The sequence below is a fragment of the Agrococcus sp. Marseille-P2731 genome (assembly GCF_900117395.1).
Lineage (GTDB): Bacteria > Actinomycetota > Actinomycetes > Actinomycetales > Microbacteriaceae > Agrococcus.
The window spans coordinates 299084-325683 of sequence record NZ_FPEG01000001.1; the positions used below are offsets into that span (position 1 = coordinate 299084).

Here is a 26600-nt window from a genome sequence, read left to right on the forward strand (position 1 = left end):
CGGGTCCCGGCTTCGGCCGGGGCCCGTCTCGTCGTCGCGCGGGCACCGCGATCGTGCCCGTCCCATCCGCTCGTCGCACTCGGCTCGCTCAGGGCTGGCGGGGCTATCGTGGCGGCACGCTCCGGCCCTCCGCGAGGCCGGACGCTGATCAGGAGGACGCGATGAGCGAGCACGAGCAGCAGCACGATTCCGAGGGCACGCAGAAGCCCGGCGGCCTGGGCGAGGACGGCACGATCCCCGCCGACCCCGATGGCCTGGGCGCGACGACCACGGACGAGGCCTCGACCTTCGAGCCCGAGGAGGACGAGGCGAGCGACGAGGACGGCCAGTAGGGTCGCGACGTCGAGCTGATCGTGGTGGATGCGGGCGCGGTGGTGGCGGGCATGCCGGATGCGGGTGCGCCGGGTCCTGGCATGACCGTGCTGTGCGCGACCTGCGGTGTCGAGAGCCAAGAGCCGCTCCCGGAGACCTGCCCGATCTGCGCCGACGAGCGGCAGTGGGTACCCCTGCACGGCCAGCGCTGGACCTCGGTCGACGTGCAGCAGCGCGAGGGCATGCGCATCGACGTCGTCGAGCTCGAGCCGCGGCTCTGGGCGCTCACCTCTGAGCCGGCGGTCGGCATCGGGCAGCGAGCGCTGCTGGTGCAGACCGCCGAGGGCAACCTGCTCTGGGACCCCCTGGGCACGATCACGGATGCCGCGGTCGAGCAGGTGCGCGAGCTCGGTGGGCTGAGCGCGGTCGTCGCCTCGCATCCGCACATGTTCGGCGTGCAGTGCGCGTGGGCGGATGCGCTGGACGCGCGCGTGCTCGTCAACGCGCGCGACGCATCCTGGATCCAGCGCGAGCACGCGCGGATCGAGCTGTGGGACGACGAGGTCGACCTGCTGCCGGGCGTGCGGCTCATCCGCTTCGGCGGTCACTTCCCGGGTGCGGCGGTGGTGCTCTGGGAGCAGGGGAGCGGCGGCGCGGGCTCGCTGCTCGCGGGCGACACGATCCAGCCGAAGCCCGACCGCGCGAGCGTCGCCTTCATGCGCTCGTACCCGAACAACATCCCGCTCTCCGCCGGCGTCGTGCGTCGGCTCGCCGATCATGCCGCGACGCTCAGGTTCCGCCGCCTCTACGGCAACATCCCTGGGCAGCTCGTCGAGGACGGCCCGGGCGCCGTCGCTCGCTCGGCCGACCGGCACATCGCCTGGGTGACCGGCGAGCACGACGACCTGACCTGAGCGTTGGCACAGGCCGGGCCTGATCGGCGGTGGGGCGGCTGATCAGCGGTGTGGCGCCGGAGGATCTCCGGTTGTGGGCGGCTCGGGTTGGATAATCCGGGCGGATGCGCTCAGGGTCGGGGAATTTCTGGGAACTCCCGGATAGGCAGTGCGCGGGCCTCCGCCGCGTGAGGATGGACGGCTCTCCACAGCCGCTCGAGCTGCGGCGCCAGGCCGCCCTGGCACGTGGCACGGTGCGCCGATGGAGACGTTGACGCAGCAGCTGGGGATCGTGTCTGCCGCACAGCTCATGGCCGCAGGTGCGACCAGGTGGCAGATCGAGGTGTCGCTGAAGCTCGGTGAGCTCATTCGCGTGCGACCAGGCTGGTTCGCGACCTCTGCATCGGACGCATCGGCGCGCGCGGCTGTCGCGGCCGGCGGCTGCCTCTCCTGCTTCAGCGCGCTTCGCCTGCATGGCGTCTGGGTGCCGGAGGGCAAGGGCGCGCACGTGCGCCTGCCCGAGCACCGGCGGCGACGCAAGGTTCGGCCCGATGGCACGCGCGGCGCTCGGCTGCCCAGCTGTCGCTCCTTCGGGCTCGAGGCGCCGATCACCGCGGCGGCCGACGACCTCGAGGTCGCCTTCCGCTGCGCGCTGCGATGCGGTAGTCGTGAGGAGATCGTCGTGATCATCGACTCGATCTTGCAGCGGCGCCTCGCCAGCCGGGCCGCGCTCGAGCGGTGGGCGCGAGATGCGCCGCTCGCGGTGCGAACGCTGCTCGACCTCGCCGACGGCCGCTCGGAATCCGGCAGCGAGTCGATGGTGCGCTTGCGGCTGCGCTCGCTGCAGGTCGCCACGCGCATCCAGGTGCGGGTCACGGAGGGAGTGCGCGTCGACCTGCTCGTCGGCGAGCGCCTGATCATCGAGTGCGACAGCAAGGAGCACCACACGGCCGCGGAGGCCTACGAGAGCGACAGGCGCCGCGACCGCCGGCTCACCGCCCGCGGCTTCGTCGTGCTGCGGCTGAGCTACCGCCAGATCCACGACGAGTGGGCAGAGATCGAGCAGGACATCCTCGCGATCGTGCGTCGCGGCGGGCACCGAGTGCCGCGGCGCCGGAAGATCTCTGCCTGAGCCGTGTGCCAGCGGGATAGTCCCAGCGGATGCGCTGAGGTCCGGAGATCTTCCGGCAGCACGAAGGGCCCGGCCGGAGCCGGGCCCTTCGTGCTGCGCCCGCCTCTGGGGGTCAACCCAGCGGCGGCGAAGGGTCAGCGCAGCGGCGCGAGGATCGCGTTCAGCGAGGCGCTCGGGCGCATCGCGGCGTCCGCGAGGTCGGCGTCGACGCGGTAGTAGCCGGCCAGGTCGACCGGGCTGCCCTGCACCGCGAGCAGCTCGCGCTCGATCGTCTCGGTCTGCGCGACCAGCTGCTCGGCCACCGGTCCGAACGTCTCGGCCAGGTCGGCGTCATCGGTCTGCGCCGCGAGCTCCTCGGCCCAGAAGCGCGCGAGCCAGAAGTGGCTCCCGCGGTTGTCGAGCTCGCCCGTGCGGCGCGATGGCGACTTGTTCTCGTTGAGGAACGAGCCGGTCGCGGCGTCGAGCGTCTCGGCCAGCACGCCGGCGCGGTCGTTGCCCGTCGTCACCGACAGGTGGCGGAACGACTCGGCCAGCGCCATGAACTCGCCGAGCGAGTCCCAGCGCAGGTGGTTCTCCTCCACCAGCTGCTGCACGTGCTTCGGGGCCGAGCCGCCGGCACCCGTCTCGAACAGGCCTCCGCCGTTCAGCAGCGGCACGACCGACAGCATCTTCGCGCTCGTGCCGAGCTCCAGGATGGGGAACAGGTCGGTGTTGTAGTCGCGCAGCACGTTGCCGGTCACCGAGATGGTGTCGAGGCCCTGGCGGATGCGGTCGATCGACACCTTCGTCGCCTCCTCGGGGCTGAGGATCTGGATGTCGAGGCCCTCGGTGTCGTGGCTCGGCAGCTCCTGCTCGACCTTCTTGATGAGCTCGGCGTCGTGCGCGCGGGTCTTGTCGAGCCAGAAGATCGCGGGCGTCGAGGAGGCGCGGGCGCGCGTGACCGCGAGCTTCACCCAGTCGCGCACCGGCACGTCCTTCGTCTGGCAGGCGCGCCAGATGTCGCCCGCCTCGACCTCGTGCGAGGTGAGCACCGCGCCGGCACCGTCGACGATCTCTACCCGGCCGGCCCGCTCGATGCGGAAGGTCTTGTCGTGCGAGCCGTACTCCTCGGCCTTCTGCGCCATGAGGCCGACGTTCGGCACGGAACCCATCGTGGTCGGGTCGAAGGCGCCGTTGGCCTGGCAGTCCTCGATGACGACCTGGTAGATGCCGGCGTAGGACGAGTCGGGGATCACGGCGAGCGTGTCGGCCTCCTCGCCATCCGGGCCCCACATGTGACCGGACTGGCGGATCATGGCCGGCATCGACGCATCCACGATCACGTCGGAGGGCACGTGGAGGTTCGTGATGCCCTTGTCGGAGTTCACCATGGCGAGGCGCGGGCCGTCGGCGAGGCCCTGCTCGACCGCGGCGCGGACGCCGGCGGCGGTCGGCTCGTCGAGCTCCGACAGGCCCGAGAGGATCGAGCCGAGGCCGTTCTCGGGAGAGAGCCCGGCCTCCTCGAGCTGGGCGCCGTACTGCTCGAAGACCTCGGGCAGGAACGCACGCACGACGTGGCCGAAGATGATCGGGTCGGAGACCTTCATCATGGTCGCCTTGAGGTGGGCGGAGAAGAGCACCTGCTCGTCGCGGGCTCGCTGCACCTGCTCGGCGAGGAACGCGTCGAGCGCCTTCGCCGACATGAACGTCGCGTCGACGATCTCGCCCTCGAGCACGGCCAGGCCGTCCTTCAGCACGGTCGTCTCGCCGTCGGTGCCGACGAAGCGGATCTGCAGCGCATCATCGGCGGCGATGGTGACCGACTGCTCGTTCGAGCGGAAGTCGCCTGCGCTCATCGTCGCGACAGCGGTCTTCGAGTCATCGGCCCACGCGCCCATCGAGTGCGGGTGCTTGCGGGCGAACTCCTTCACGGAGCGCGGCGCTCGGCGGTCGGAGTTGCCCTCGCGCAGCACCGGGTTGACGGCGGAGCCCTTGACCGAGTCGTAGCGGGCGCGGATGTCGCGCTCCTCGTCGGTCGTGACCTCGTCCGGGTAGTCGGGCAGGTCGAAGCCCTGCTGCTGCAGCTCGGCGACGGCGGCCTTCAGCTGCGGGACGGATGCCGAGATGTTCGGCAGCTTGATGATGTTGGCCTCTGGCGTCTTCGCCAGCTCGCCCAGCTCGGTCAGCGCATCCGGCTCCTGCTGGTCGGCGGGCAGGCGGTCGGCGAACGCGGCGACGATGCGCCCGGCGAGCGAGATGTCGCGGCGCTCGACCTCGACGTCGGCCGCGGCGGCGAACGCGCTCACGATCGGCAGGAACGAGTGCGTCGCGAGCATCGGCGCCTCATCGGTGTACGTGTAGATGATCTTGGCCATGCGGCTCGAACCTCTCGCAGTGAAGTGATGGAGGGCGGCCACGATCGGTGCGCGGGCCGCGCCGTGCCCGTCCAACCTACCGTCTCGCCCGTCGGCGGTGCGCGATCCCAGCGCCGCTCGAGCGGCGCCGGGCACCTCGTGCTGCCCGGCGAGGCGACGGCCTCGGGGGCGGATGCGTCGATACAGTGCCTGCCGTGCGTCGCGTATGGGCCGGCATCGGCCAGGCAGTCGAGTCCGCAGCCATCGCGGCGGCGGGCATCGTGCTGTGCGCGCTCGTCTGCGTCGCCGTCTGGGGCATCGATCAGGGCTTCGGCGGCGACCCCCTGGTGCAGTGGCGCATCGCGGCGGACGCCTGGCTGCTCGGGCACGGCGTCGACATCGGCATCACGCCCGGCCGCGAGACCGTGCTCGCCGTGGGCCTCGAGGAGGCCGGGCGCTCGTGGGTGCTCTCGGCAGGCGCGTGGGGCATCGGCCTCATCACCTTCTGGCTGCACTGGCGCAGCGGCGGGAGGCTCGCCACGCTGCCCTTGCTCGACACGTCCATCGCGATCCTGCTCGGCGCGGTCGCGACCGGCACCATCGGCCTGCTGGTCGGCTCGAGCGCGCAGCACGGGGTCGCGAGCCCCGACCTCGCGCAGGCGGCCGTGCTGCCAGCGCTCGTCGCGCTGCTCGGCATGGGCGCCGCGGTGCTCGCCGCCCACAAGCACCGCTGGCTGCTCGCAATCGCCGCCGCGCTCACGGTCGAGGAGCGGTGGCTGCGCTCGATCCGCGCGGCGTTCCGCGCCGGGTTCGCGGGGCTCGTCGGCGTGCTGGGCGTCGGCGCGGGGCTCGTCGGCCTCGGCCTGCTCCTGCGGTTCACGGACGGCCTGCTGCTGCTGGAGTCGCTCGGGGTCACCGCCGTCGGCGTCATCGCGATCTTCCTGGTGCAGCTCGCCCTCGCGCCGACCGCGATCGTCTGGGGCGCGTCCTGGGCCGTCGGGCCCGGCTTCATGATCGGCCAGGGCTCGAGCGTCTCGCCGCTCGGCACGGACCTCGGCCCGGTGCCCGCGCTGCCGCTGCTGGCCGCGATCGACCCGGAGGCGCAGCCCTGGATGGCCGCCGTCGTCGTGCTGCCGGTGCTGGCCGCCGTGCTCGTCGGCGTCTTCGTGCGCCAGAGCCTGCTCGCGGGCAGCGCTGCCCGGCCGGTGCACTGGTGGGAGCTCGCGATCACCGCGGTCGGCGGTGGCGTGCTCGCCGGCGCGCTGCTGGGCATCGCCGCCATGCTCTCGGCCGGCGCGATCGGACCCGGACGCCTGGCGGTGACGGGGCCGGATGCGGTGCTCGTCGCGGCGTGGGGCGCGCTCGAGGTCGGGGTCGGCCTGCTCATCGGCATGCTGGCCGGCGGCAAGGGGGTCGGCGCGCTCGCGGGCGGCTTCGCGCTGCCGCTCGCGGCGGAGGGCGAGGGGTCGAGGATCCGCGACTTCTTCGGCTTCGGCGGCGGAGGGGGAGCGGCGGCGGATCGCGAGCCCGACGAGTCGGACGAGGACGACGCCGAGGCCGGGGCGGTCGGCGAGGTCGTGGGCGACGACGACGGCGACGACCGCGACGATGCGAGCCCGCCCGCCGAGTCCGCTGCACCAACCGCTGCCGCTGGCTCCGACGAAGCCGCTGCACCCGGCGAGGCCGCTGCACCCGACGGCGCCGCTGCGCCGGGCGGCGCGACGGGCGACCACGGCGGGCCGACCGCGGTCGGCGCGGCGTCGCCCGAGGCATCCGGCACCGACTCGCCCCGCGACCCTCGGTAGGCTGGACGGCGTGCTGCGTCTCGTCGTCCTCGTCTCCGGCAGCGGCACCAACTTCGCCGATCTGCTGCAGCGCACGAAGGCCGGGCGCGTGCCCGCCGAGATCATCGCCGTCGGCGCCGACCGCGCGTGCGGCGGCATCGAGACGGCTGCGGCAGCCGGCATCCCCACCTTCGTCGAGCCCTTCTCGGCGCCCCGTGAGGCGTGGTCGCGCCGCGTCGCCGACCGCGTCGCGGCCTTCGAGCCCGACCTCGTCGTGCTGTCGGGCTTCATGCGCCTGCTGTCGCCCGAGGCCGTCGCCCGCTTCGAGCCGGCGCTGCTCAACACCCACCCCGCCTTCCTGCCGGAGTTCCCCGGCGCCCACGGCGTGCGCGACGCGCTCGCCGCGGGCGTGACCGAGACGGGCGCATCCGTCATCATCGTCGACAGCGGCGTCGACACCGGGCCGATCCTCGCGCAGCAGCGCGTGCCGATCGAGCCCGACGACAGCCCGGACGCGTTGCACGACCGCATCAAGCTGGTCGAGCGCGAGCTGCTCGCGAGCGTCATCACCGACATCGCCGACGGCACCATCGACCTCGCCGACCACGGCCTCGAGCACCGCCTCGACCGCCCCGACACCCCAAGGACAGCACAGTGAGCGGACCCCAGCACGACCCGAGCCTCTACCGCGAGCGCGAGCAGGTGCCGTTCCGGCGCGCGCTGCTGTCGGTGAGCGACAAGTCCGGCATCGTCGAGCTCGGCACGGCGCTCGCCGCGGCCGGCGTCGAGCTGGTCTCGACCGGTTCGACGGCGAAGATGCTGGCAGATGCGGGGCTGGCGGTCACCGAGGTCGCCTCGGTGACGGGGTTCCAGGAGGCGCTGGACGGCCGCGTGAAGACCCTGCACCCGGCGATCCACGCCGGCCTGCTTGCCGACCTGCGGCTCGAGCACCACGAGGCGCAGCTCGCTGACCTCGGCATCGCGCCGTTCGAGCTCGTCGTCGTCAACCTCTACCCCTTCGTCGAGACGGTGCGCTCCGGCGCCGCCGATGCCGACGTGGTCGAGCAGATCGACATCGGCGGCCCGGCCATGGTGCGCGCTGCGGCCAAGAACCACGCGAACGTGGCGATCGTCACCGATCCGCGCGTCTACCCCCTGATCGAGCGGGCTGCGGCGACGGGACTCTCGCTCATGCAGCGGCGTGCGCTCGCGCGCGACGCCTTCGCGCACACCGCCGGCTACGACCGCGCCGTCGCGCGCTGGTTCGCGGGCGAGCCCGTCGACGAGGTGTCGGCTGCGGCCGCCGCCGCCACGCCGACCTCGCCGGTCGAGGAGCGCGCCGCCGCCCCCGCCTCGCCGGTCGAGGAGCGCGCCGCCGCCTCCGCCTCGACGGTCGAGGAGCGCGCCGCCGCAGGCGGCACGCGTCACGAGACCACCGCACCCGCCGCTCCCGAGCCCGCCGCCGCATCCGCCGTGCCCGACACCTCGAGCGCCACGGGCCTGCTGCGCGCCGTCGGCGCCGCGACCCTCGTGCAGGGCCTGCGCTACGGCGAGAACAGCCACCAGCAGGCGGGGATCTTCGGTCTGCCGGGCGGCAGGGGGATCACGCAGGCCGAGCTCCTGCACGGCAAGCCCATGTCGTTCAACAACTACGTCGACGCCGACGCGGCCCTGCGCGCCGCCTTCGACTTCACGGAGCCCGGGGTCGCGATCATCAAGCACGCGAACCCCTGCGGCATCGCGATCGCGGCACCGGGTGCCGACGATGCGATCGCCTCGGCGCACCAGCGCGCGCACGCCTGCGACCCGGTGTCGGCCTTCGGCGGGGTCATCGCCGCGAACCGCGTCGTCACTCGCGCCATGGCGGAGTCGGTGAAGGAGATCTTCACCGAGGTCGTCGTCGCGCCCGACTTCGAGCCCGAGGCGCTCGAGCTGCTGACGGCCAAGAAGAGCATCCGCCTGCTGCGCCTGCCGGAGGGCTACGCGCGCGAGGCCAGCGAGCTGCGCCAGGTCTCCGGCGGCGTGCTCGTGCAGCAGCCCGACACCTTCGACGGCTTCTCGTCGCACACGTGGCGCCGCGTCTCGGGCTCGCACGTGTCGGATGCGGTGCTCACCGACCTCGAGTTCGCGTGGCGGGCGGTGCGGTCGGTCAAGTCGAACGCGATCCTGCTCGCCTCCGGCGGGGCATCGGTCGGCGTGGGCATGGGCCAGGTCAACCGCGTCGACTCGTGCGGCCTCGCCGTGGCGCGCGCAGGCGACCGGGCGGCCGGCTCCGTGGCGGCGTCGGATGCGTTCTTCCCCTTCGCCGACGGCCTGCAGGTGCTGCTCGACGCGGGTGTGCAGGCGGTCGTGCAGCCGGGCGGGTCGGTGCGCGACGAGGAGGTCATCGCGGCCGCGAACGCCGCGGGCGTCACGATGTACTTCACCGGAGAGCGCCACTTCGCGCACTGACGCGCGCCGCGCCGCTGCGGCGCCCGCGCCGAGCACAACGCAAGCCCGGCGCGCGAGGGCTGCGGCGCTCCGGTGTCCAGCTCGCGTTCCGCCGCGTCTCGAGGCGCGCGGACTTGCGTTGTGCAGAGCCGCTGCGGAAGCCGCGGGCGAGCCGCTACGCTCGCTCGCGTGAGCGCCGGGAGCATCGACGACGTGCGAGCGGCCAGCCGCGTGCTGTGCTTCGGCGTCACCGGCTCGGGCAAGTCGACGCTCGCCGCAGCGCTCGCCGAGCGCCTCGACCTGCCCCTCGTGCTCATCGACGAGCTGTGCTGGGAGCCGGGTTGGGTGCAGCCGCCGCGCGATGAGCTCGACCGGCGCATCCTGCCGGTGCTGGAGCGCGACGCCTACGTGCTCGACTCGGTCTACGGCATCCACAACCACCTCGCGCTCGAGCGCGTCGACGTGATCGTCGCGCTCGACTACCCGCGCCTCACCTCGTTCGCGCGGCTCCTGCGTCGCAGCGCCCAGCGCATCCGCACCCGTGAGGCGGTCTGCAACGGCAACGTCGAGACGCTCGGCCGCACGCTCGCCCGCGACTCGATCCTGTGGTGGCACATCCGCTCGTGGCGCTCGAAGCGCGAGCGAATCCGGCGCTGGCACGCGGATGCGTCGGCACCGCCCGTGCTCGTCCTCCCGATGCCTCGCGACGCCGAGGCCCTGCTGGCGCAGCTCGGATCCTGAGGTCGGCGGGCGGGTCCCCGAGCGAGGGCGCTTGGGGGACAAAGCAAAAGTGATTGAGAATCTTCGATCAGGGCTAGACGCCGCGACGGGCCTCTGCTTAGACTCGAAGGCTGTCCGCACCGCAGGGGAGCGGCCGACCGAGGAGGATGCCATGAGCACGACGACGACCACACCGATCGCTGCTGCCGGCCTCCTCGCGCGCTCCGGGCGTCCGGCCGCCAGCTAGCGACGCAGCCCGCGAGCCTCGCTCGCGCCTCGCATGTCGGTGGCAGCACCGAGCATCGACCAGCGGCATCCGTGCCGCAGCACCACCAGCACCTCGCGACACCGCAGTCGTCCCGCTCCCACCGCCGGCTCGTCGTCGGCGGCCAGAAGGATCCCGTCATGTCTTCGACGTCCCACCAGGACTCGCCCACCGCCCCCGACCAGCGGCCGATCGGCCACCTGCGCGCGCTCAGCAGGCTGCTGCCGTACATCCGGCCCGTGCTGCCGCGCTTCCTCTTCGGCACCCTGGCCGCGCTGCTGTCCGCGCTGCTGAGCCTCGCGACGCCGATGGTGATGCGCGCGCTCGTCGACGGTCCGCTCGCCGACGCAGACGCCGCCGCCGTGTGGCCCGTCGCGGCGCTGATCCTCGTGCTCGCGCTCGGCGAGGCCTTCTTCGTCTTCCTGCGCCGCTTCCTCGTCACGCTGCCGTCGACCCAGGTCGAGGCGACGATGCGCAGCGCGCTCTACCGCAAGCTGCAGGCGCTCCCGGTCGCGTTCCACGACCGCTGGCAGTCGGGCCAGCTGCTCAGCCGCGCCGTGCAGGATCTCGGCATGCTGCGGCGCTTCGCCGCCTTCGGCGCACCGCTGCTCGTGGTCAACTCGATCACGCTCGTCGTGGGCATCGTCATCCTCTTCTTCTGGAGCCCGCTGCTCGCCGGCATCTTCGTCGTGCTCTCTGCGCCCATCGCGTTCGTCGCACTGCGCTTCGAGCAGCGCTACCACCTGGTGTCGCGCTCGGCCCAGGACCAGGCCGGCGACCTCGCGACGACCGTCGAGCAGTCGATCCACGGCATCCGCGTGCTGAAGGCCTTCGGCCGCGGGCGCCACGCGCTCGAGGGCTTCACGAAGCAGGCATCGAGGCTGCGCGAGACCGAGATCGACAAGGCCCGCATGGACGGCCACCTGTGGATGTGGCTCACGATCGTGCCCTACATCTCCTATGCCGTGTGCCTCTTCGTGGGCGTCGGCCTGGCCGCGGACGGGCAGCTCTCGGTCGGCACGCTCGCCGCGTTCTTCGCCATCGCGATGGTTCTGAACTGGCCGATCGAGTCGATCGGCTTCCTCTTCGCGTTCCTGATCGACGCCTCGAACGCGTCCCGCCGCTTCCACGAGATCACCGACTCCGAGAACACCATCGTCGACCCCGAGGAGCCCACCACCATCGCGCGCCCGCACGGCTCGCTCGTCTTCGAGGACGTGCGGTTCCGCTACCAGGACGCGCAGCCCCACGAGCGCGACCTCGTCGACGGCGCCACGCTCGCGCTCGAGCCCGGCGAGACGATGGCGCTCATCGGCATCACCGGCTCCGGCAAGACGACGCTGACCGCGCTGCCGGCGAGGCTCTACGACGTGACGGGCGGCCGCGTGCTGCTCGACGGCGTCGACGTGCGCGACCTCACGCTCAAGGAGCTCCGCACCCACGTGGCGATGGCCTTCGAGGACGCGACGCTGTTCTCCGCCTCCGTGCGAGACAACGTGCTGCTCGGCGCGCCGGAAGCGTCGGAGGAGGCGCTGGAGCGCGCGCTCGCCATCGCGCAGGCGGGCTTCGCGCGCGACCTCCCGAAGGGCCTCGACACCGAGATCGGCGAGGAGGGCCTCTCGCTCTCGGGCGGCCAGCGACAGCGCCTCGCGCTCGCTCGCGCCGTCGCCGCTGCGCCCGCGGTGCTCGTGCTCGACGACCCGCTCTCGGCGCTCGACGTCGAGACGGAGGCGCTCGTCGAGGAGGCGCTGCGCAGCGTGCTCGGGACGACCACCGCGCTCATCGTGGCGCACCGGCCGAGCACGGTGCAGCTCGCCGACCGCGTCGCGCTCATGCGGGACGGCCGCATCGACGACGTCGGCACCCACTCCGAGCTGCTGGCGCGCAACGAGCACTACCGCTTCGTCATCTCGAGCCTCGAGGAGACCGAGCGCGGCCGCCAGAGCATCGAGGCGGTCACGGGCACGATGCAGGTGGTCGACGTGGATGCGCTCGGCAGCCACGAGCAGCACGACGACGAGGAGGTGTCCCGATGACCGTCACCGGTGTGCAGGGCGAAGACCGCTCCGACTACACGAAGGAGGAGTCGCGGCAGATCCGCGCCCGCTCGCGGCGCCTGCTCGGCTCCCTCCTGCGGCCGCACGTCGGTCGCGTCGTGCTCACGATGCTGCTCGTCGTCGTCTCGGTCGCCGCGAGCATCGCGGGCCCGATGATCATCGCCTTCGGCATCGACCAGGCTCTGCCCGCGATCATGGAGCAGGCCGACTGGATGCCACTGTGGGGCGCGACGATCGTCTACATCGCCGCCGCGATCCTGTCGGGCGTCCTGATGTTCCTCTACACGGTGAGCGTCGCCCGCATCAGCCAGACGGTGCTGTTCGACCTGCGCCGTCGGCTCTTCGACCACTCGCAGCGGCTCAGCCTCGAGTTCCACGAGAGCTACACCTCCGGCCGCATCATCGCACGCCAGACGAGCGACCTCGAATCCATCCGCGACCTGCTCGACCAGGGCCTCAACGAGCTCGTGCGAGGCATCCTCTTCATGGGCTTCACCGCGGTCGCGATGACGATCCTCGACCCGCTGTCGGGCTTGATCGTGGCGCTCGCGCTGATCCCCGCGGTCATCCTGACCCGCTGGTTCCAGGTGCGCTCGACGAAGCTGTTCCGAGAGACGCGGACGACGAGCGCGCGCATGATCGTGCACTTCGTCGAGACGATGACGGGCATCCGCGCCGTGAAGGCGTTCCGCAAGGAGCCGGCGAACCAGCGCGAGTTCGACCAGCGCGTCGACGACTACCGCGACGCGAACTTCCGCACGATCAACATCTTCGGCATCTACGAGCCCGGCATCATGGCGATCGGCGCGGTCACGCTCGCGACGCTCGTGCTGGTCGGCGGGCTCCGCGTCGTCGACGGCTCGCTCGAGATCGGTGCGCTGCTGGGCATCGCGCTCTACGCTCGCAGCTTCTTCCAGCCCATCCAGGGCATCGGCATGTTCTTCAACGGCTACCAGGCGGCCTCCGCAGCGCTCGAGAAGATCTCGGGCGTGCTCGAGGAGGAGCCCACGGTGCGTGAGCCGGCGAGCCCCAAGGCGCTGCCGACCTCGCGCGGGCAGATCGACTTCGAGGACGTGCGCTTCGCCTACGAATCCGGCAAGGTCGTGCTGCCCGACTTCGAGCTGCACATCCCCTCCGGCCAGACGATCGCGCTCGTCGGCACCACGGGCGCCGGCAAGTCGACGCTCGCGAAGCTCATCTCGCGCTTCTACGACCCGAGCGCCGGCGTCGTGCGGCTCGACGGCGTCGACCTGCGCGAGCTGGCCAACGACGACCTGCGCCGCGCGGTGGTGATGGTGACGCAGGAGGCCTACCTGTTCTCCGGCACCGTCGCCGACAACATCGCGCTCGGCAGGCCGGGCGCGACCGCCGAGGAGATCGAGCAGGCGGCCCGCGCGGTCGGTGCGCACGAGTTCATCACGGCGCTGCCCGATGGCTACGACACCGACGTCGCCAAGCGCGGCGGGCGCGTGAGCGCCGGCCAGCGGCAGCTGCTGTCGTTCGCGCGCGCCTTCCTGGCCGACCCGCGCGTGCTGATCCTCGATGAGGCGACCGCCTCGCTCGACATCCCGTCGGAGCGCCTGGTGCAGGAGGGACTGACGACGCTGCTCGCCGACCGCACGGCGATCATCATCGCGCACCGCCTCTCGACCGTGGCGATCGCCCACCGGGTGCTGGTGATGGAGCACGGGCGCATCATCGAGGACGGCAGCCCTGACGAGCTGATCGCACAGGGCGGGAAGTTCGCCTCGCTGCATCGGGCCTGGCGCGACTCGCTCGTGTAGCCGCCGCCGGCCGCGCGGCCGGTGGCTGGGTCGCGGGTTAGGCTGAAGGACGTCGACGAGGGGGGCCTGTGGCCGGGATCCGATCCAAGATCGCGCCGGGCGGTGCGGTGTCCGAGCACCACTTCGTGACGCAGCTGCTCAACGACAACGCGTTCAGCGAGCTGCTCGAGCTGTTCGGCGACATCGAACCGGGGACCCGTCTGCCGTCGGAGCGCGAGCTCGCGCAGCAGCTCGGCGTCTCGCGCACGGCGCTGCGGGATCGCATCGGTCAGCTGGTCTCGCTCGGCGTGCTCGAGCGACGCGAGCGCGAGGGCACCTTCTTCAGCGGCATCAAGCCGGAGGCCGTCAGCGATGTCCTGGTGCTCGCGATGCTCTCGGAGCAGATGACGATCGAGTCGCTGGTCTCGGTCCGCACCGCGCTCGAACGACAGGCGGCGATCGACGCGTGCGCGACGACGGATGCGGAGGCGCTCGAGCAGCTGGGGGTCGCGGTCCGCAGGATGCACGAGTCCGACGACGGGTTCGAGCTCTTCGAGGCTGACAACGCCTTCCACCGCGCGATCTTCGCCGCGTCGGGATCCCAGGGCCTGGTGTTCTTCTCGAGGATGCTCCACGCCGTCCTGCGCGGCACGCTGCAGCAGGTCTCGCTCAGCAACGATCGGGTGGTGCTGCGAGAGCGGCACCAGGCGATCTACGATGCGATCCTCGCGCGCGACGTCGAAGCGGCGGTGCGCGCGATGGATCTGCACTTCGACTGGCTCAAGGAGCTCCGCGCAGCAGAAGGGGGCGGGGAGCGCTGAGCCCCCGCCCCCTCCAGCATCCCGAGCGCTAGGAGCGCAGCTTGCGCACCGCCGCTGCGATGTCGGTCGCCTGCGGCACGACGGCGCTCTCCAGATCTGCGGAGTACGGGATCGGCGTGCGCGCCGCACCCAGTCGCGCTGGCGCGGCGTCCAGGTCGTCCCACGCGGCTTCGACCGCCTGCGCGACGAACTCGCCACCCCAGCCGTAGTCCCGCACCGCCTCGTGAGCGACGAGGAGGTGGCGCGTCTTCTTGACCGAGCGATGCACCGACTCCATGTCGAACGGGTAGAGCGTGCGGGGGTCGACGATCTCGACGCTGATGCCGTCCTTCTCGAGCTCGACAGCCGCCTCCAGCGCACGGGCGGTCATGAGCTGCGTCGCCACGATGGTCACGTCGTCGCCCTCGCGGGCGACGCGAGCCTGCCCGAAGGGGATCGGCTCGAAGTCCACCGGTCCCTTGTCGTAGTACTGGTTCTTGTGCTCCAGGAAGATCGTCGGGTTGTCGGAGCGGACCGCGGTGCGGAGCAGGCCGTACGCATCGCCCGGCGTTCCCGGCAGCACCACCTCGAGGCCGGGGATGTGCGCGAACAGGGTCTCGAGCGACTGGGAGTGCTGGGCGGCCTTGCCGATGCCCGAGCCGCCGTTCGACCGGATCACCAGCGGCACGTCGAACTGACCGCCGAACATGTAGCGCGACTTCGCCGCCTGGTTGATGATGCCGTCGAACCCCAGCAGGCTGAAGTCCGAGTACATGATCTCCAGGATCGGGCGCGCACCCCGTGCCGCGGCAGCAGCCACGGCCGAGATGAGCACCTCTTCGCTGATCGGGGTGTCGAGCACGCGGTCGCGGCCGAAGGCGTCGACCAGCTTGCGCGTGACGCCGTAGATGCCGCCGCCCGTGCCCCAAGTCGTGATGTCCTCGCCGATGACGAACGCCTCGGGGGTGTCCGCCAGGATGTCGTGCAGCGCAGTGTTCACCGCGCGCCACGTGGTCATGCTCTTCGTGGCGGTGCCGGTGGCAGTGGCAGTCATCGGATGGCCTCCTGGGTCTGGGCTGCGTAGACGTCGACGAACGCGGTCGCGACCTCGGGGAAGGGTGAGCTGCGAGCGAACTGCTCGGCGGCATCGACGTCCGCCACGATGTCGAGCTCGAGCTGCTCGAACTGCTCCTGCGTCAGCACGCCCGCGTCGATCAGGCGAGCGGCGATCTTCGCGATCGGGTCGCGGTCGCGCCACTGCTGCACCTCCTCAGCGGAGCGGTAGATCTCGGTGTCGCCCGCCATGTGCCCGAGGTAGCGGTAGGTGTCGGCGACGATGAACGTCGGTCCTTCACCCGCCCGTGCGCGGGCCACGGCTGCCGCGGACGCCTCGTAGACCTCGGCGACGTCCATGCCGTTCACGTCCACGCTCGGCACGCCGTAGGCGATGCCGCGCTGCGTGAGATCGGTCTGCGCCGTCATCTGCTCGAAGGAGGCGGACTGCGCGTAGTGGTTGTTCTCGCACACGAAGATGACCGGGAGGTTCCAGATCGCGGCGAGGTTGAAGGCTTCGGCCAGCACACCCTGGTTCGCGGCACCGTCGCCGAAGTACGCGACCGCGACGGAGCCGTCGCCGAGCGTCTTCGCCGCCAGCGCCGAGCCCGTCGCCAGCCCGATGCCGGCGCCGACGATGCCGTTGGTGCCGAGCACCCCCAGCTCCTTGACGCCGATGTGCATCGAGCCGCCCTTGCCGCCGCAGTAGCCGTCGGCACGTCCGAGGATCTCCGCCATCGTGCGGCCGAAGTCGGCGCCCTTGGCGAGGGTGTGCGCGTGGCCGCGGTGGTTGCTGGCGATCGCGTCCTTCGCGTCGAGCGTCATCGAGACGCCGACGGCGACCGCCTCCATGCCGACCGAGGGGTGGGTGGATCCGCGGATCAGCCCCTCCTCGGACAGCAGCGGCATGCGCCGCTCGAACTCGCGGATGCGCGCCATGAGCTCCAGGGCCGGCAGCCCGTGCTCGGTGAGGTCGAATGTCGTCATGGGGCTACGCGATCGTCGCGAAGACGTCGTCGAGGTTCACGACATCGCCCTCGCCCGCCTTCCGGGTGATCGTGCCGGCAGCCGGGGCGACGAACTCGCTGACGAGCTTCGACGTCTCGAACTGCGCGATGGGGGCTCCCTGCTCGACGGCGCTGCCGTCCTCGACGAGCCACTCCACCAGGTCTGCCTCTTCCTCGTCGCCGAGGAACTCTGCGTTGAGTGCGATGTCCATGGTGCTTCCTTCTCTCTTGATGGTCTGGGTGCCGCGTCAGCGGATCTCTTGCAGGACGAGCTCGAAGGTGACGGCGGCGGGATTGGCTGCCGCGGTCAGCACGCCTGCGTGCAGCTGGCCCTGCCGGTCGACGAGCGTCGCGGTCAGCGCCGCGGTCCGCGCCTCCGCATCCACGACGCCGTTGACCGAGATCACCTCGGTCGCGGGGCCGTCGACGATGCGGCGGCGGCCGCCGTCGACGGGAGCGAAGTCCGCGCCGATGAGCGAGCCGGTGCCCGCCCTGACGACGGCCCTGGCGAAGCCTGCCCTGCGCGTCAGCGCGATGGCGGCCTCGGTGAGGTCCTCGTTGGGCAGGACACGGGCGATGATGGTGGGCACGAGCGCCTCCGATCCCGACCGGGCTCGGTCGGATGCGTGCGGGGTGAAGGTGGGCATGAGCGTCTCTGCGTCGTCGTCGCTGACGAGCTCGGCGCCGAAGACGGTGTTGAGGATGGCGTAGCCGCTGCCGGGCTCCACGAGGGTGTCGGGCAGCAGGTGGCCGCCGTGCAGGGCGCCGTCGCGGTCACGCCACATCGCGTGGCAGTGGGTGAAGTCCTCGCCGAAGCGCGAGCCGATCACGGCCGACGCCTGCACGAGCTCGACGGCGTCCTGCCGCTGCGCCGCGCTGAAGCTGACGGCGCGCCGGACCGTGTCCCCGATGGAGGGGTGGACGAAGCGGACGGATGCCAGCCGGATGCCGAACAGCTCGGCGAAGCCGCTCGACGCGCCGCGTGCGCGGAGGGCGTCGTGCAGCGCCTCCCCGAGCGGCATGGTGCGCTCGAACCGGATCAGGTGGCCCTCGGCACCGGCCTCGACGGCGATGAGTCGCTCGGGGTGCGCAGGGCCGAAGTGGTGGATGGTGGGCACGATGCTGGGCAGCGGCATGGTGGTCCTTTCAGCTTGTGGCTGGATCAGCGTCGGCAGGGGTGGCGCGTCGGCTGATGGAGACGGGGCGTGCGCTGCTCAGCCGATGGCAGCCCCGCCGCACACCTTGAGCGTCTCGCCGGTCACGAAGCCGGTGCGAGGAGAGGCGAGGTAGCCGACGGCGCCCGCGATGTCCTCCGGGGTGCCCATCCGCTTGATCGCCTGCGCGTCGAACGAGTAGGTCATGGCATCCGTCATCGGCGTCGCGATCGGGCCGGGAGCGACGGTGTTGACCGTGATGCCGAGCTCACCGACCTCCTTCGCGACCCACTTCGTGAAGGCGATGACGCCGCCCTTCGAGGCCGCGTACGCCGGCCCGCTGCGGCCACCGCCGTCCCCGGCCGCGAATGGGCCGCCCATGATGCCGGAGATCGAGCTCACGTTCACGACTCGGCCGTAGCCGGCGTCGCGCATGTGCGGGTAGATCGCGGCCTTGGTGAACAGGTACGTGCCGCGGAGGTTCGTCGCGAGGTCGCGCTCCCACGTCTCGTCGTCCATGGACTCGAGGTCGATGCGGCCGACGGTGCCGGCGTTGTTGACGAGGACGTCGAGCCGACCGAGCTCCTCGACGGTCTGGTCGACGACCGCCTGCACCTGCTCGGGGGAGCGGACGTCGGCGACCTTCGCGATCGCACGGACGCCGCCGCCCGCATCCCGCTCGATCTCGGCCGCAGAGTCGGCTCCGTCGATGATGTCGACGATGACGACGTGGGAGCCCTGCCGAGCGAGCTCTTGGGCGACGGCGAAGCCGATGCCGCGCGCGGCGCCGGTCACGATGCTGACCTGGCCCTGCATGGGGAGTGTCACGGGAGGTTCCTCTCGTCGGGCACGGGGCTAGAGGCCCATGAGATCGGGCAGGAAGTTGCTGATCGCGGGCACGAAGGCGACTAGCAGCAGGACGGCGACGCCGGTGCCGAGGAAGGGCCAGATGCCCTTGACGGCTTCGCCGAAGCTGATCTTCGCGATGCCGGCGGCGACGAAGAGGTCGAGCCCGACGGGTGGCGTCACGAGGCCGAGCGCCAGGTTGATCGTCATGAACACGCCGATCGTGGTGATGTCGTAGCCGACCTCCAGGAGCAGCGGCACGATCAGCGGCACGAAGAGGTAGAACGCGCTCACCGCGTCGAGGAACATGCCGGCGATCAGGAGCACGACGTTCACGAGCAGCATGATCACGATCGCGTTGTCGGTGATCGAGAGGATGCCGTCGGTGATGGTGGACGCGATGCGGTACTTCGTGATCACGTACGCGAACAGCGAGGCCGTCGCGATGATGAACATGATGCGCGCCGACTGCGCGCCGGCTGCCGAGAAGATGCGGAAGAAGTCACCGAACTTGATCTCGCGGGAGAGGAAGATCCCCACGACGAGCGCGTAGACCACGGCGACGGCAGCCGACTCGGTCGGCGTGAAGATGCCGCCGTAGATGCCGCCGAGGATGATGACCGGCATGATGAGGCCGGGCAGGGCCTTGACGAAGGCGCGCCAGATCTCGCCGCCTGATGCGCGCTGGGTGCGGACGCCGACTCGGACGTCGGACTCGTCCGGGTGATCGAGCAGGTCGATGGCCGCCTCGTGCGCACCTGCGGGGACGTCGTCGGCGCGCGAGTCGATGGACATCGCTCGCTGCTTCGCCGAGGGTCCGACTCCCAGACGATCGGCGGCCGTCGTCAGGTGGTGCTTCGCGTTCTCCGCCACGGCCTGCGTGTGGCGGGGGAGGTAGCGGGCCACCAGGTAGAAGGCGACCGCCAGGAGGATCCCGGGCACCACGCCCGCGGCGAAGAGCCGGGTGATCGAGACGCGCTCGTAGTCGCTCGCGACGACCGCGAAGACGATGAACGCGATGCTGGGCGGGATGATGATGCCCATCTCGCCCGCGCTCGCCATGAGCGATGCGGCGTGGCGCTTCGAGTATCCGTGGCGCACCAGGGCGGGGATCAGGATGCCGCCGAGCGCCGCGACGGTGGCCGGGCCGGATCCCGAGATGGAGGCGAACACCATCGCGGCGATGATCGTGGTGAGCGCGATGCCGCTCTTGCGGTGTCCGAACAGCGCATCCGCGAAGGCGACCAGCCGCGTCGATATGCCGGTCATCTCCATGATGACGCCGGCGAGGATGAAGAAGGGGATCGCCAGCAGCGTCTCGGACGCCATCGAGGCGAACATGATGCCGGTCGTGGGGAACAGGGCGGTGACGCTCTGCTCGGTGACGATGGTCAGCATCGCCGACAGGCCCATCGAGAAGGCGATGGGCACCCCGAGGAAGAGGAAGACGACGAAGCTCCCGAGGAGCACGAGCTCGACCATGGTTCAGGCCTCCTTGGTCTGGGCGTCGACGACGGCGGGAGCCGGGGTGCGAACGGTCGCGATGGTGTTCTGGATGACGCGGATCGCGCCGAGCGTCGCCCCGATGGGGATCGCGAGGGAGAGCGTCCACTGGGGGAGGGCGAGGCTGGGGGTCGCTCGCCCCTGGCCCATCTGCGTGGTGACCTGATCGAGCCCCAGCCATGCCAGCAGCACGAAGAAGGCGAGCGTGAGGACGCCGATGGCGATCACGACCACCGCTCGGGCCCACCCTCGTGCGGTGTCCCGCACGAGGGTGAAACCGGGGTGGATGTCGAGGCGGACTGCGGCGCTCGTGCCGATCATGATCATGAACACGGCGAGCGCCGTGACGATCTCAGCGGTCCAGGAGAGGGACCCGTGGAGCGCGTAGCGACTGACGACGTTGACGAACGCGACGATCGTCATGATGGCGAAGGTCGTCGCCACGAGGACGTTCTCGGCGCGGGTCAGGAGCTTGTCGAACACGAGCGGCAGTCCGTCTCGACTACTCGGGGCGGACGGCGTCGAGCAGCTCGGTGGTCCAGATCGACTCGTACTTCGAGTAGATCGGCTCCATCGTCTCGCGGAAGTCGGTCGTCTGCTCGGGCGTGAGCTCGGAGACGGTCATCTCCTCGCGCATCTCGGCCAGCTGCTCCTCGCCGCGCTCGCGGTTCTCGGTGATCTGCGCCTCGTTGGCTGCCGCTGCGGCCTGGCGCACGATCTCCTGGTCCTCGGGCGAGAGGCCATCGAAGGTCGCCTGGTTCATGCCGAGCATGAGCGGGTCGTAGACGTAGTTCCAGACCGACATGTAGTCCTGGACCTCGGTGAGGCCGTTGGAGTAGATGACGTCGTACGGGTTCTCCTGGCCGTCGATCGTGCCGCTCTGCAGCGAGGTGAAGACCTCTGCGAAGTTCATCGTGATCGGGTCGGCACCGAGCTCCGTGAAGATGTCGAGGAACAGCGATGAGCCGGGCACGCGGATCTTGAGCCCGGCGAGGTCCGCGGGGCCGCTGATGGGGGTGGAGCTCGTCGTGACCTGGCGGAAGCCGGACTCGCCGAACCCGAGCAGCTCGACCCCGTGCTCGCGCGAGAGCTCGGTGTAGGCCTCGAGCCCGCCTGCCTCGATCGCGGCCTCAGCCTGCTCGTACGAGTCGTAGAGGAAGGGCGCGTTGATCGCGCCGAAGCGCGGGTCGATCCCGGAGTAGATGATCGTCGAGTTGTACGAGAACGTCTTGTCGCCGTTCATGAGCTGCTCGACGCCGGCGGCAGGGTCGCCGCCGGAGAGCTGCTCGTTCGCGTAGATGCTCAGCTGCATGCGGCCGTCGGAGAGCTCGTCGAGCTGCTCGGCGAACACCTCGGCGCCCATGTACCAGCTCGACGTGTCGCTGACCGTGATGGTCATGTCCCACTCGTAGGTCTCGCCTGCCGCGGCGTCGTCGCCGCCGCCTGCTCCGCCGGTCCCGCCCGAGCAGGCGGTGAGTGCCAGGAGCGAGACTGCCCCGAGTGCGAGCAGTGTGGATCGATGCTTCATGACTTCCTCCTTGAAGTGAGCAACAGGTCCGTGATGGTGAGGTCGGCTCCTGTGGGTGCCGAGATCAGATCACGCCTGACGGAGCAATCATCTGGTAGTACCAGGATCGTGTCAAGTCGAGCGCGGCGGGCTGCGCGCGTCGCGCCGCCGTGCATGATGGGGGCTCGGGTGATCGAGTGGGACGTGAGTGGGGACGATGTTCATCGAGGTCGTGGGGCAGACGCTGCCGCTGTTCTTCGGCATGGCGCTCGGCTTCGCGGCCAGCTGGGCGCGCCCCTTCCGCACCGCTGAGCCGGGCATCACGGCGTTCGTCTTCTACGTCGCGCTGCCTGCGCTGCTGTTCACGCTGACGGCGGAGTCCGAGCTCGCCGAGGGCGTCCCCTGGCAGTTCGTCGTCACGATCGTCCTCTCGCTCGGCATCGTCATGGGCCTGCTCGGCGCCGCGCTGCGGCTGAGCATGCGACGCCGGCCGGGCTCGCCCATGCACCTCGCCATGGCGGGGAGCTTCGGCAACGTCGCCTATCTCGGCATCCCCGTGGTGCTGGGCGTGCTGGGGCCGACCGCAGGTCTCATCGCTGTGGTGGGACAGCTCGTGCACAACCTGGTGTTCCTCGTGGCCTACCCGGTGATGGCCTCTGTGCTGCTCGCTCGTGCCCGCGCGGGTGAAGGAGGGTCCGAGGGGATCGGGGCGGCGATCCGCCGCTCGACGCTCCAGAGCCCGCTCCTGTGGAGCGTCGCGGCGGGCGCCGCCGTCAACCTGCTGGGCATCCGGCTGCCGGCCCTCGTGACGGAGGTGACGGGCACGTTCGCAGCCGCAGCAGCCCCGGCAGCGCTGTTCGCCATCGGGCTGACGCTCCGCGGCGCCCTCGGGGCGCTGCGGCAGGGGGTCGCGGCGATCGGCCCGGTCGCCATCGCCGCGGTGGGCAAGATCGTGCTGCTGCCGCTCGTCACCGCGCTGCTGGCAATCGCGCTCGCACCGGGCCTCGACTCGGTCTGGGTCGTCGGCCTCGTGATCCTCGCCGCGATGCCGACGTCGGCGAGCGCCTTCGCGCTCGTCGGGACGCTCGTCGATCGCCAGTCCGTCGCGACGGTCACGCTCGCGACCAACGCGATCTCGATGCTCTCCGTTCCGGCGATCGCTGCGCTCTGCATGGCCCTGCTGGCTTGACTTCGGCCTGGTAATACCAGAGGCTGATCCCGCGCGGCGACCGGGTCGCGCGGATGGGAGCGCGGCATGGGCAGGCTGGCAGATCGGTCGGTGGTGGTCTTCGGTGGAGGATCGAAGGGCGCGCGGCTCAACAACGGGCTCGCGACCTCGATCGTCTATGCCCGTGAGGCTGCGGCGCTGACGATCGTGGATCGCGACGCCGACGCGGTGGCCGACGCCACCGCTCGAGTGCGCGAGCTGCAGCCATCCGCCGAGGTGCTGGGTGTCGTCGGCGACGTGACGGACCCCGAGAGCGTCGCGGCCGCGGTGCAGGAGGCAGAGGCCTTCGGCGGTGGCATCGACGTGCTGCACAACAACGTCGGCATCGCCCGCATGGGCGGCCCGATGGAGATGACGCTCGAGGAGTGGGACCTGGTGCACCGCGTCAACCTCACGAGCGTCTTCCTCACCTGCAAGCACGTCCTGCCGGGGATGCTCGGGCGCGGCCGCGGCGCGATCGTGAACGTCGCGTCGGTCGGCGGGATGCGCTACATCGGCTACAACTACCCGAGCTACTCGGCCACGAAGGGGGCACTGGTCCAGTTCACCCAGAACCTCGCCCTCGAGTACGCCGCTCAGGGGATCCGGGCCAACTGCGTCTCGCCCGGCTACATCGAGACGCCCATGATCCACGAGCAGATCAGCGGCAGCTACGCCTCCGTGGAGGAGATGCTCGCAGCGCGCAACGCGCTGTCACCGACCAAGCGGATGGGCGAGCCCTTCGACGTCGCGCACGCCGCGCTCTTCCTGGCCTCGGATGAGGCGAAGTACGTCAACGGCGTGAACCTGCCCGTCGACGGCGGCCTCGTGCAGCAGGCGGCGGCGCCCGTCGCGCACTGATGGCGGCGCCGGGCTAGGGGCGCGCGAGGCGGTCGAGGGAGTCGAGCGCCACGACGTCGCGGTCGCGGCCGGCTCAGAGCGTCTTGCGCCCGATGGCCTCGCCATACTCGTTCTCGCCGATGACCTCGAACCCGACTGCCTGGAAGAAGCTGCCGGGTCCCTGGTCGCCCTCTTCCCACACGGCGTAGACGCTGTCGAAGCCCCTGCGCTGCGCCTCCTCGGCGACCTGGTGGACGGTGAAGGTGCCGACGCCGCGACGCTGCGCGGTGCCCGCCACGTACATCCGCAGGATGCTCGAGCGGTACTCGTCGCGATCGACCTCCGGGTCGAAGTTGGCCATCACGAAGGCGACCGGCTCGTCGGCGTCGAAGACGACCCGCTGCCACGCGCTCTGCGTGTTGACGAACTCCTCGAGTCGGGCATTGGCCGCGAGGAAGGCCTCCTGGCCGCGCTTGAGCGTCATGCCGTTGGCTGCGACGACGTTCGCGGCGGACAGCTCTTCGAGGCGCAGGTTCTCCATGCGCACACCGTACCAGCGCATCCCGCCAGCCAGAATGAACGTTGGGCGGCCCCGCGATCAGCCGATCGGGGTGATGCGGATGCGCGGCTCGAGCTCGGCGGGATCGACGATCGAGCCCGCCTGCGGGGCGAGCACGGCGGCGCTCGACCACGCCGCCGCGCGCGCGAGCTGCGCCTCGAGGGTCTCGCCCTCGGCGATGGTGAGCGCGAGGGCGGCGACCGCCGCGTCGCCGGCGCCGGTCGGGTTGCCGTCGAGCACTCGGTCGAGCTGCGCGTGCCACGCGCGGCCGTCGGGCAGCACCGCGAGCATGCCCTCGATGTCAAGCGAGGCGAAGACGGTGCCGGTGCCGGCGGCGGCGAGCCGTCGGGCGGCGTCGAGCGGGTCGGTGCCGCCCATCGCCTCGAGCAGCTCGTGCCGGTTGGGCTTGACCGCGGTCGCGCCGGCGGCCATGGCGGCGCGCAGCTGCTCGCCGCCGACGTCGATGATGCAGGGCCTGCCGGCGGCGACCGCCACGTCGACGACGCTGGCGCAGAAGCCGAACGGGGTCTCGGGCGGCAGTGAGCCCGAGGAGACGATGATGCGGGATGCGGGAGCCTCGGCGCGCACGATCTCGAGCAGCCGCTGCCAGTCGTCGGCGCCGATCGCCTGGCCGCGCTCGTTGAGGTTGGTGGTGCCGGCCGGCGTCACGATCGCGGTGGTGCGACGCGTCGGCGCGCTGACCTCGACGAGGCGGTGGGGGATCCCGGAGCGCTCGAGGTCGTGCACGAAGAGCACGCGCACGGGACCGCCGATCGGTGCGATCACCACGGCGGGCTCGTGGTGCTGGTGCAGCACGCGCGCGACGTTGACGCCCTTGCCGCCGGCCCTGGCCAGGCCGGTCTCGACGCGGTGGCTCGTGCCGGGGCGCAGCTCCTCCATGGCGTAGGTGATGTCGATCGCGGGGTTCGTCGTCACGCACAGGATGGGGGAGGAGCTGCGCCCACCGACGCCGCGCTCGCCGGGCTCGCGCTCCCGAGCAGCCCCCTCGCCGTCCGCTCCGCTCATGCTCCACCCCTCGATGCCGCGACCGCCCTGCGCGGTCGCGCCGTGACTGCTGACATTCTTCACGCATCCGCTCGCGCTCGCCGACCGGATCGTGGCGGGAGACGCGACGCCCGGCCATCGTTACCGTTTCGTGATCGGCCAAGCCTTGCGGTTTGATTGTTTGGAAGGTGTACTAACAAACATGCCGATGTCGATGGGGACGCAGCCGCGGGCGCGGAGGGATGCAGCGATCGCGCTGCCCCACGATGCCTTCGCGATGGGGGCGAGGCGACGGCAGAAGGTCCTGCCGGAGCACGCGCGAGCGCACAACCGCACCCTGGTGCTGCAGACCCTGCTCGACGACGGCCCCGGCTCGCGCGCCGACCTCGCCCGCGCCACGATGCTCACGCGCGTCACCGTCTCCGACCTCGTCGCCGAGCTGCTGCAGGAGGGCCTGCTCGTCGAGCTCGGTCCTCGCGACGGCGCCCGGCCGGGCAAGCCCGCCACGCTGCTCGACCTCGCGCACGACACCTTCCAGCTCGTCGGGCTCGACCTCTCGGAGCCGCACCGGTTCCGCGGCGCCATCGTGCGGCTCGACGGCACGGTGGTCGAGCGGCTCGAGCGCGAGATCGGCGAGGCGACGGGGGATGCGGCGCTCGAGCACGCGATCGAGCTCGCCCGCGCGCTCGTGGCGCGCGCCGATCGCGTGGTGCTCGGCGTCGGCGTCGGCACGCCCGGCATCGTCGACGCGGCAGGCGTCGTGCACCAGGCGCCGAACCTCGGCTGGCACGAGCTGCCGCTGCGCGATCGCCTCGCCGACGCGCTCGAGCTGCCCGTGCACGTCGCGAACGACGCCAACATCGCGCTGCTGGCCGAGCTCTCGAGCTCCGGTGCCGAGACCCTGCTGGTCGTGCGCATCGGCCTCGGCGTCGGCGCCGGCGTGGCGGTCGCGGGCGCTCCCGTGCGCGGCGATCGCTCCGCCGCGGGCGAGATCGGCCACGTCACCATCGGCACCGACGGGGGTCCGCGCTGCGCGTGCGGCCGCGACGGCTGCTTGGAGGCCTGGCTCGCCGCGCCCCGGCTGCGCGCCGCGATCGACGCGGCGGGCGAGGCCGGTCGCGAGCGCGTGCTGGAGGAGGCGGGTCGCCGCCTCGGCATCGCGGTCGCGCCGATCGTCGGCGCGATCGACGTGCGACGCATCGTCATGAGCGGGCCGCCAGCGCTGATCGAGGGACCGCTGCTGGAGGCCACGGCCGCCACCCTGCGCGAGCGCACGCTCGACGAGGGCGACGGCTTGGTGGTCGCCATGACCGAGCACGGCGACGACGTCGTCGTGCGTGGTGCTGCGCTGCTGGTGCGCACCGGAGAGCTCGGGGTCTCGTAGCCCCGGACACCGCGACGGCGCCGCCGTCGCCGAGGAGAGGATCATC

General features: G+C 71.4%; 24 protein-coding genes. 13 read left to right on the top strand and 11 right to left on the bottom strand.

Translation table 11 applies throughout. From position 1 onward, the window contains the following. The first annotated feature begins 161 nt into the window (after window positions 1-161). The 3 genes from BQ6202_RS14980 to BQ6202_RS01580 all read left to right on the top strand — a co-directional run bounded on the left by BQ6202_RS14980 (window position 162) and on the right by BQ6202_RS01580 (window position 2337). Window positions 162-332 carry a hypothetical protein gene (locus BQ6202_RS14980; RefSeq protein WP_200792174.1) on the top strand — a complete coding sequence of 57 codons (171 nt, stop codon included), beginning with the start codon at window positions 162-164 and terminating at the stop codon, window positions 330-332. A 21-nt stretch (window positions 333-353) separates the two neighbouring features. Continuing rightward, window positions 354-1226 carry an MBL fold metallo-hydrolase gene (locus BQ6202_RS01575; RefSeq protein WP_327021575.1) on the top strand — a complete coding sequence of 291 codons (873 nt, stop codon included), beginning with the start codon at window positions 354-356 and terminating at the stop codon, window positions 1224-1226. A 241-nt stretch (window positions 1227-1467) separates the two neighbouring features. Next, window positions 1468-2337: an endonuclease domain-containing protein gene (locus BQ6202_RS01580; protein ID WP_072312712.1), complete on the top strand. Its 870-nt coding sequence runs from the start codon at window positions 1468-1470 to the stop codon at window positions 2335-2337. Window positions 2338-2471: 134 nt separating this feature from the next. On the opposite strand, the gene BQ6202_RS01585 is transcribed toward BQ6202_RS01580, so the two are convergent. Continuing rightward, the gene (locus tag BQ6202_RS01585; protein ID WP_072312711.1) at window positions 2472-4691 is read right to left on the bottom strand and encodes an NADP-dependent isocitrate dehydrogenase; all 2220 of its coding nucleotides are present in this window, start codon (window positions 4689-4691) and stop codon (window positions 2472-2474) included. A gap of 194 nt (window positions 4692-4885) precedes the next feature. Between BQ6202_RS01585 and BQ6202_RS01590 the strand changes: the two genes are divergently transcribed. The 7 genes from BQ6202_RS01590 to BQ6202_RS01620 all read left to right on the top strand — a co-directional run bounded on the left by BQ6202_RS01590 (window position 4886) and on the right by BQ6202_RS01620 (window position 14510). Next, a complete protein-coding gene (locus tag BQ6202_RS01590) occupies window positions 4886-6475 on the top strand; it encodes a cell division protein PerM (RefSeq protein ID WP_072312710.1) in 1590 nt (529 codons plus the stop codon). Between the two features lie 10 nt (window positions 6476-6485). Then, window positions 6486-7112: a phosphoribosylglycinamide formyltransferase gene (purN, locus tag BQ6202_RS01595; RefSeq protein WP_072312709.1), complete on the top strand. Its 627-nt coding sequence runs from the start codon at window positions 6486-6488 to the stop codon at window positions 7110-7112. Next, window positions 7109-8905: a bifunctional phosphoribosylaminoimidazolecarboxamide formyltransferase/inosine monophosphate cyclohydrolase gene (locus BQ6202_RS01600; protein ID WP_072312708.1), complete on the top strand. Its 1797-nt coding sequence runs from the start codon at window positions 7109-7111 to the stop codon at window positions 8903-8905. The genes purN and BQ6202_RS01600 overlap by 4 nt, the downstream gene beginning before the upstream one ends. A 168-nt stretch (window positions 8906-9073) precedes the next feature. Next, the gene (locus BQ6202_RS01605) at window positions 9074-9625 is read left to right on the top strand and encodes a P-loop NTPase family protein (protein ID WP_200792172.1); all 552 of its coding nucleotides are present in this window, start codon (window positions 9074-9076) and stop codon (window positions 9623-9625) included. A gap of 384 nt (window positions 9626-10009) precedes the next feature. Further along, a complete protein-coding gene (locus tag BQ6202_RS01610) occupies window positions 10010-11905 on the top strand; it encodes an ABC transporter ATP-binding protein (RefSeq protein ID WP_072313147.1) in 1896 nt (631 codons plus the stop codon). Then, entirely contained in the window at window positions 11902-13710 is a 1809-nt protein-coding gene (locus tag BQ6202_RS01615; RefSeq protein ID WP_072312707.1) for an ABC transporter ATP-binding protein, read from the top strand. The genes BQ6202_RS01610 and BQ6202_RS01615 overlap by 4 nt, the downstream gene beginning before the upstream one ends. A gap of 68 nt (window positions 13711-13778) precedes the next feature. Further along, on the top strand, window positions 13779-14510 hold the full coding sequence (locus tag BQ6202_RS01620; RefSeq protein WP_072312706.1) for a FadR/GntR family transcriptional regulator: 732 nt from the start codon (window positions 13779-13781) through the stop codon (window positions 14508-14510). A gap of 28 nt (window positions 14511-14538) precedes the next feature. Here the strand turns inward: BQ6202_RS01620 and BQ6202_RS01625 are convergent, their stop codons facing one another. The 8 genes from BQ6202_RS01625 to BQ6202_RS01660 all read right to left on the bottom strand — a co-directional run bounded on the left by BQ6202_RS01625 (window position 14539) and on the right by BQ6202_RS01660 (window position 21580). Beyond that, complete coding sequence (locus tag BQ6202_RS01625) at window positions 14539-15543, bottom strand: alpha-ketoacid dehydrogenase subunit beta (RefSeq protein ID WP_072312705.1); 1005 nt, start codon at window positions 15541-15543, stop codon at window positions 14539-14541. After that, complete coding sequence (locus BQ6202_RS01630; RefSeq protein ID WP_200792170.1) at window positions 15540-16529, bottom strand: thiamine pyrophosphate-dependent dehydrogenase E1 component subunit alpha; 990 nt, start codon at window positions 16527-16529, stop codon at window positions 15540-15542. The genes BQ6202_RS01625 and BQ6202_RS01630 overlap by 4 nt, the downstream gene beginning before the upstream one ends. A 4-nt stretch (window positions 16530-16533) precedes the next feature. Then, a complete protein-coding gene (locus tag BQ6202_RS01635) occupies window positions 16534-16761 on the bottom strand; it encodes a lipoyl domain-containing protein (protein WP_072312704.1) in 228 nt (75 codons plus the stop codon). A gap of 36 nt (window positions 16762-16797) precedes the next feature. Then, window positions 16798-17685 carry a PCC domain-containing protein gene (locus BQ6202_RS01640; protein WP_072312703.1) on the bottom strand — a complete coding sequence of 296 codons (888 nt, stop codon included), beginning with the start codon at window positions 17683-17685 and terminating at the stop codon, window positions 16798-16800. 78 nt (window positions 17686-17763) lie between these two features. Then, window positions 17764-18531, bottom strand: a complete 768-nt coding sequence (locus tag BQ6202_RS01645) for an SDR family NAD(P)-dependent oxidoreductase (RefSeq protein ID WP_234946078.1) — start codon at window positions 18529-18531, stop codon at window positions 17764-17766. Between the two features lie 27 nt (window positions 18532-18558). Then, window positions 18559-20031, bottom strand: a complete 1473-nt coding sequence (locus BQ6202_RS01650) for a TRAP transporter large permease (RefSeq protein WP_072312701.1) — start codon at window positions 20029-20031, stop codon at window positions 18559-18561. A gap of 3 nt (window positions 20032-20034) precedes the next feature. Beyond that, window positions 20035-20535 carry a TRAP transporter small permease gene (locus BQ6202_RS01655; RefSeq protein ID WP_083586777.1) on the bottom strand — a complete coding sequence of 167 codons (501 nt, stop codon included), beginning with the start codon at window positions 20533-20535 and terminating at the stop codon, window positions 20035-20037. A gap of 19 nt (window positions 20536-20554) precedes the next feature. After that, window positions 20555-21580 (bottom strand): DctP family TRAP transporter solute-binding subunit, encoded by a 1026-nt coding sequence (locus tag BQ6202_RS01660; RefSeq protein ID WP_072312700.1) that lies wholly within the window; start codon window positions 21578-21580, stop codon window positions 20555-20557. A 196-nt stretch (window positions 21581-21776) separates the two neighbouring features. On the opposite strand from BQ6202_RS01660, the gene BQ6202_RS01665 reads away from it, so the two are divergent. Beyond that, complete coding sequence (locus tag BQ6202_RS01665) at window positions 21777-22748, top strand: AEC family transporter (protein WP_143143602.1); 972 nt, start codon at window positions 21777-21779, stop codon at window positions 22746-22748. A 66-nt stretch (window positions 22749-22814) separates the two neighbouring features. Continuing rightward, complete coding sequence (locus tag BQ6202_RS01670) at window positions 22815-23627, top strand: SDR family NAD(P)-dependent oxidoreductase (RefSeq protein ID WP_072312698.1); 813 nt, start codon at window positions 22815-22817, stop codon at window positions 23625-23627. 73 nt (window positions 23628-23700) lie between these two features. Here BQ6202_RS01670 and BQ6202_RS01675 read toward each other — a convergent pair whose 3' ends face one another. Beyond that, window positions 23701-24147, bottom strand: coding sequence for a GNAT family N-acetyltransferase (locus BQ6202_RS01675; protein ID WP_072312697.1), 447 nt, complete (start codon window positions 24145-24147; stop codon window positions 23701-23703). A gap of 57 nt (window positions 24148-24204) precedes the next feature. After that, the gene (locus BQ6202_RS01680; RefSeq protein ID WP_143143601.1) at window positions 24205-25191 is read right to left on the bottom strand and encodes a 1-phosphofructokinase family hexose kinase; all 987 of its coding nucleotides are present in this window, start codon (window positions 25189-25191) and stop codon (window positions 24205-24207) included. A 187-nt stretch (window positions 25192-25378) separates the two neighbouring features. Here BQ6202_RS01680 and BQ6202_RS01685 point away from each other — a divergent pair, with 187 nt between their 5' ends. Then, window positions 25379-26554: an ROK family protein gene (locus BQ6202_RS01685; protein WP_083586771.1), complete on the top strand. Its 1176-nt coding sequence runs from the start codon at window positions 25379-25381 to the stop codon at window positions 26552-26554. The last annotated feature ends 46 nt before the right edge of the window (window positions 26555-26600 follow it).

Bases quoted from the DNA above. Each gene is read 5' to 3' on its own strand.
- BQ6202_RS01640 (WP_072312703.1), bottom strand. From the start codon at position 17,685: ATGCCGCTGCCCAGCATCGTGCCCACCATCCACCACTTCGGCCCTGCG.
- BQ6202_RS01610 (WP_072313147.1), top strand. From the start codon at position 10,010: ATGTCTTCGACGTCCCACCAGGACTCGCCCACCGCCCCCGACCAGCGG.
- BQ6202_RS01670 (WP_072312698.1), top strand. From the start codon at position 22,815: ATGGGCAGGCTGGCAGATCGGTCGGTGGTGGTCTTCGGTGGAGGATCG.
- BQ6202_RS01680 (WP_143143601.1), bottom strand. From the start codon at position 25,191: ATGAGCGGAGCGGACGGCGAGGGGGCTGCTCGGGAGCGCGAGCCCGGC.
- BQ6202_RS01675 (WP_072312697.1), bottom strand. From the start codon at position 24,147: ATGGAGAACCTGCGCCTCGAAGAGCTGTCCGCCGCGAACGTCGTCGCA.
- BQ6202_RS01660 (WP_072312700.1), bottom strand. From the start codon at position 21,580: ATGAAGCATCGATCCACACTGCTCGCACTCGGGGCAGTCTCGCTCCTG.
- BQ6202_RS01630 (WP_200792170.1), bottom strand. From the start codon at position 16,529: ATGACGACATTCGACCTCACCGAGCACGGGCTGCCGGCCCTGGAGCTC.
- BQ6202_RS01665 (WP_143143602.1), top strand. From the start codon at position 21,777: ATGTTCATCGAGGTCGTGGGGCAGACGCTGCCGCTGTTCTTCGGCATG.
- BQ6202_RS01635 (WP_072312704.1), bottom strand. From the start codon at position 16,761: ATGGACATCGCACTCAACGCAGAGTTCCTCGGCGACGAGGAAGAGGCA.
- BQ6202_RS01650 (WP_072312701.1), bottom strand. From the start codon at position 20,031: ATGGTCGAGCTCGTGCTCCTCGGGAGCTTCGTCGTCTTCCTCTTCCTC.
- BQ6202_RS01625 (WP_072312705.1), bottom strand. From the start codon at position 15,543: ATGACTGCCACTGCCACCGGCACCGCCACGAAGAGCATGACCACGTGG.
- BQ6202_RS01585 (WP_072312711.1), bottom strand. From the start codon at position 4,691: ATGGCCAAGATCATCTACACGTACACCGATGAGGCGCCGATGCTCGCG.
- BQ6202_RS01685 (WP_083586771.1), top strand. From the start codon at position 25,379: ATGTCGATGGGGACGCAGCCGCGGGCGCGGAGGGATGCAGCGATCGCG.
- BQ6202_RS01580 (WP_072312712.1), top strand. From the start codon at position 1,468: ATGGAGACGTTGACGCAGCAGCTGGGGATCGTGTCTGCCGCACAGCTC.
- BQ6202_RS14980 (WP_200792174.1), top strand. From the start codon at position 162: ATGAGCGAGCACGAGCAGCAGCACGATTCCGAGGGCACGCAGAAGCCC.
- BQ6202_RS01615 (WP_072312707.1), top strand. From the start codon at position 11,902: ATGACCGTCACCGGTGTGCAGGGCGAAGACCGCTCCGACTACACGAAG.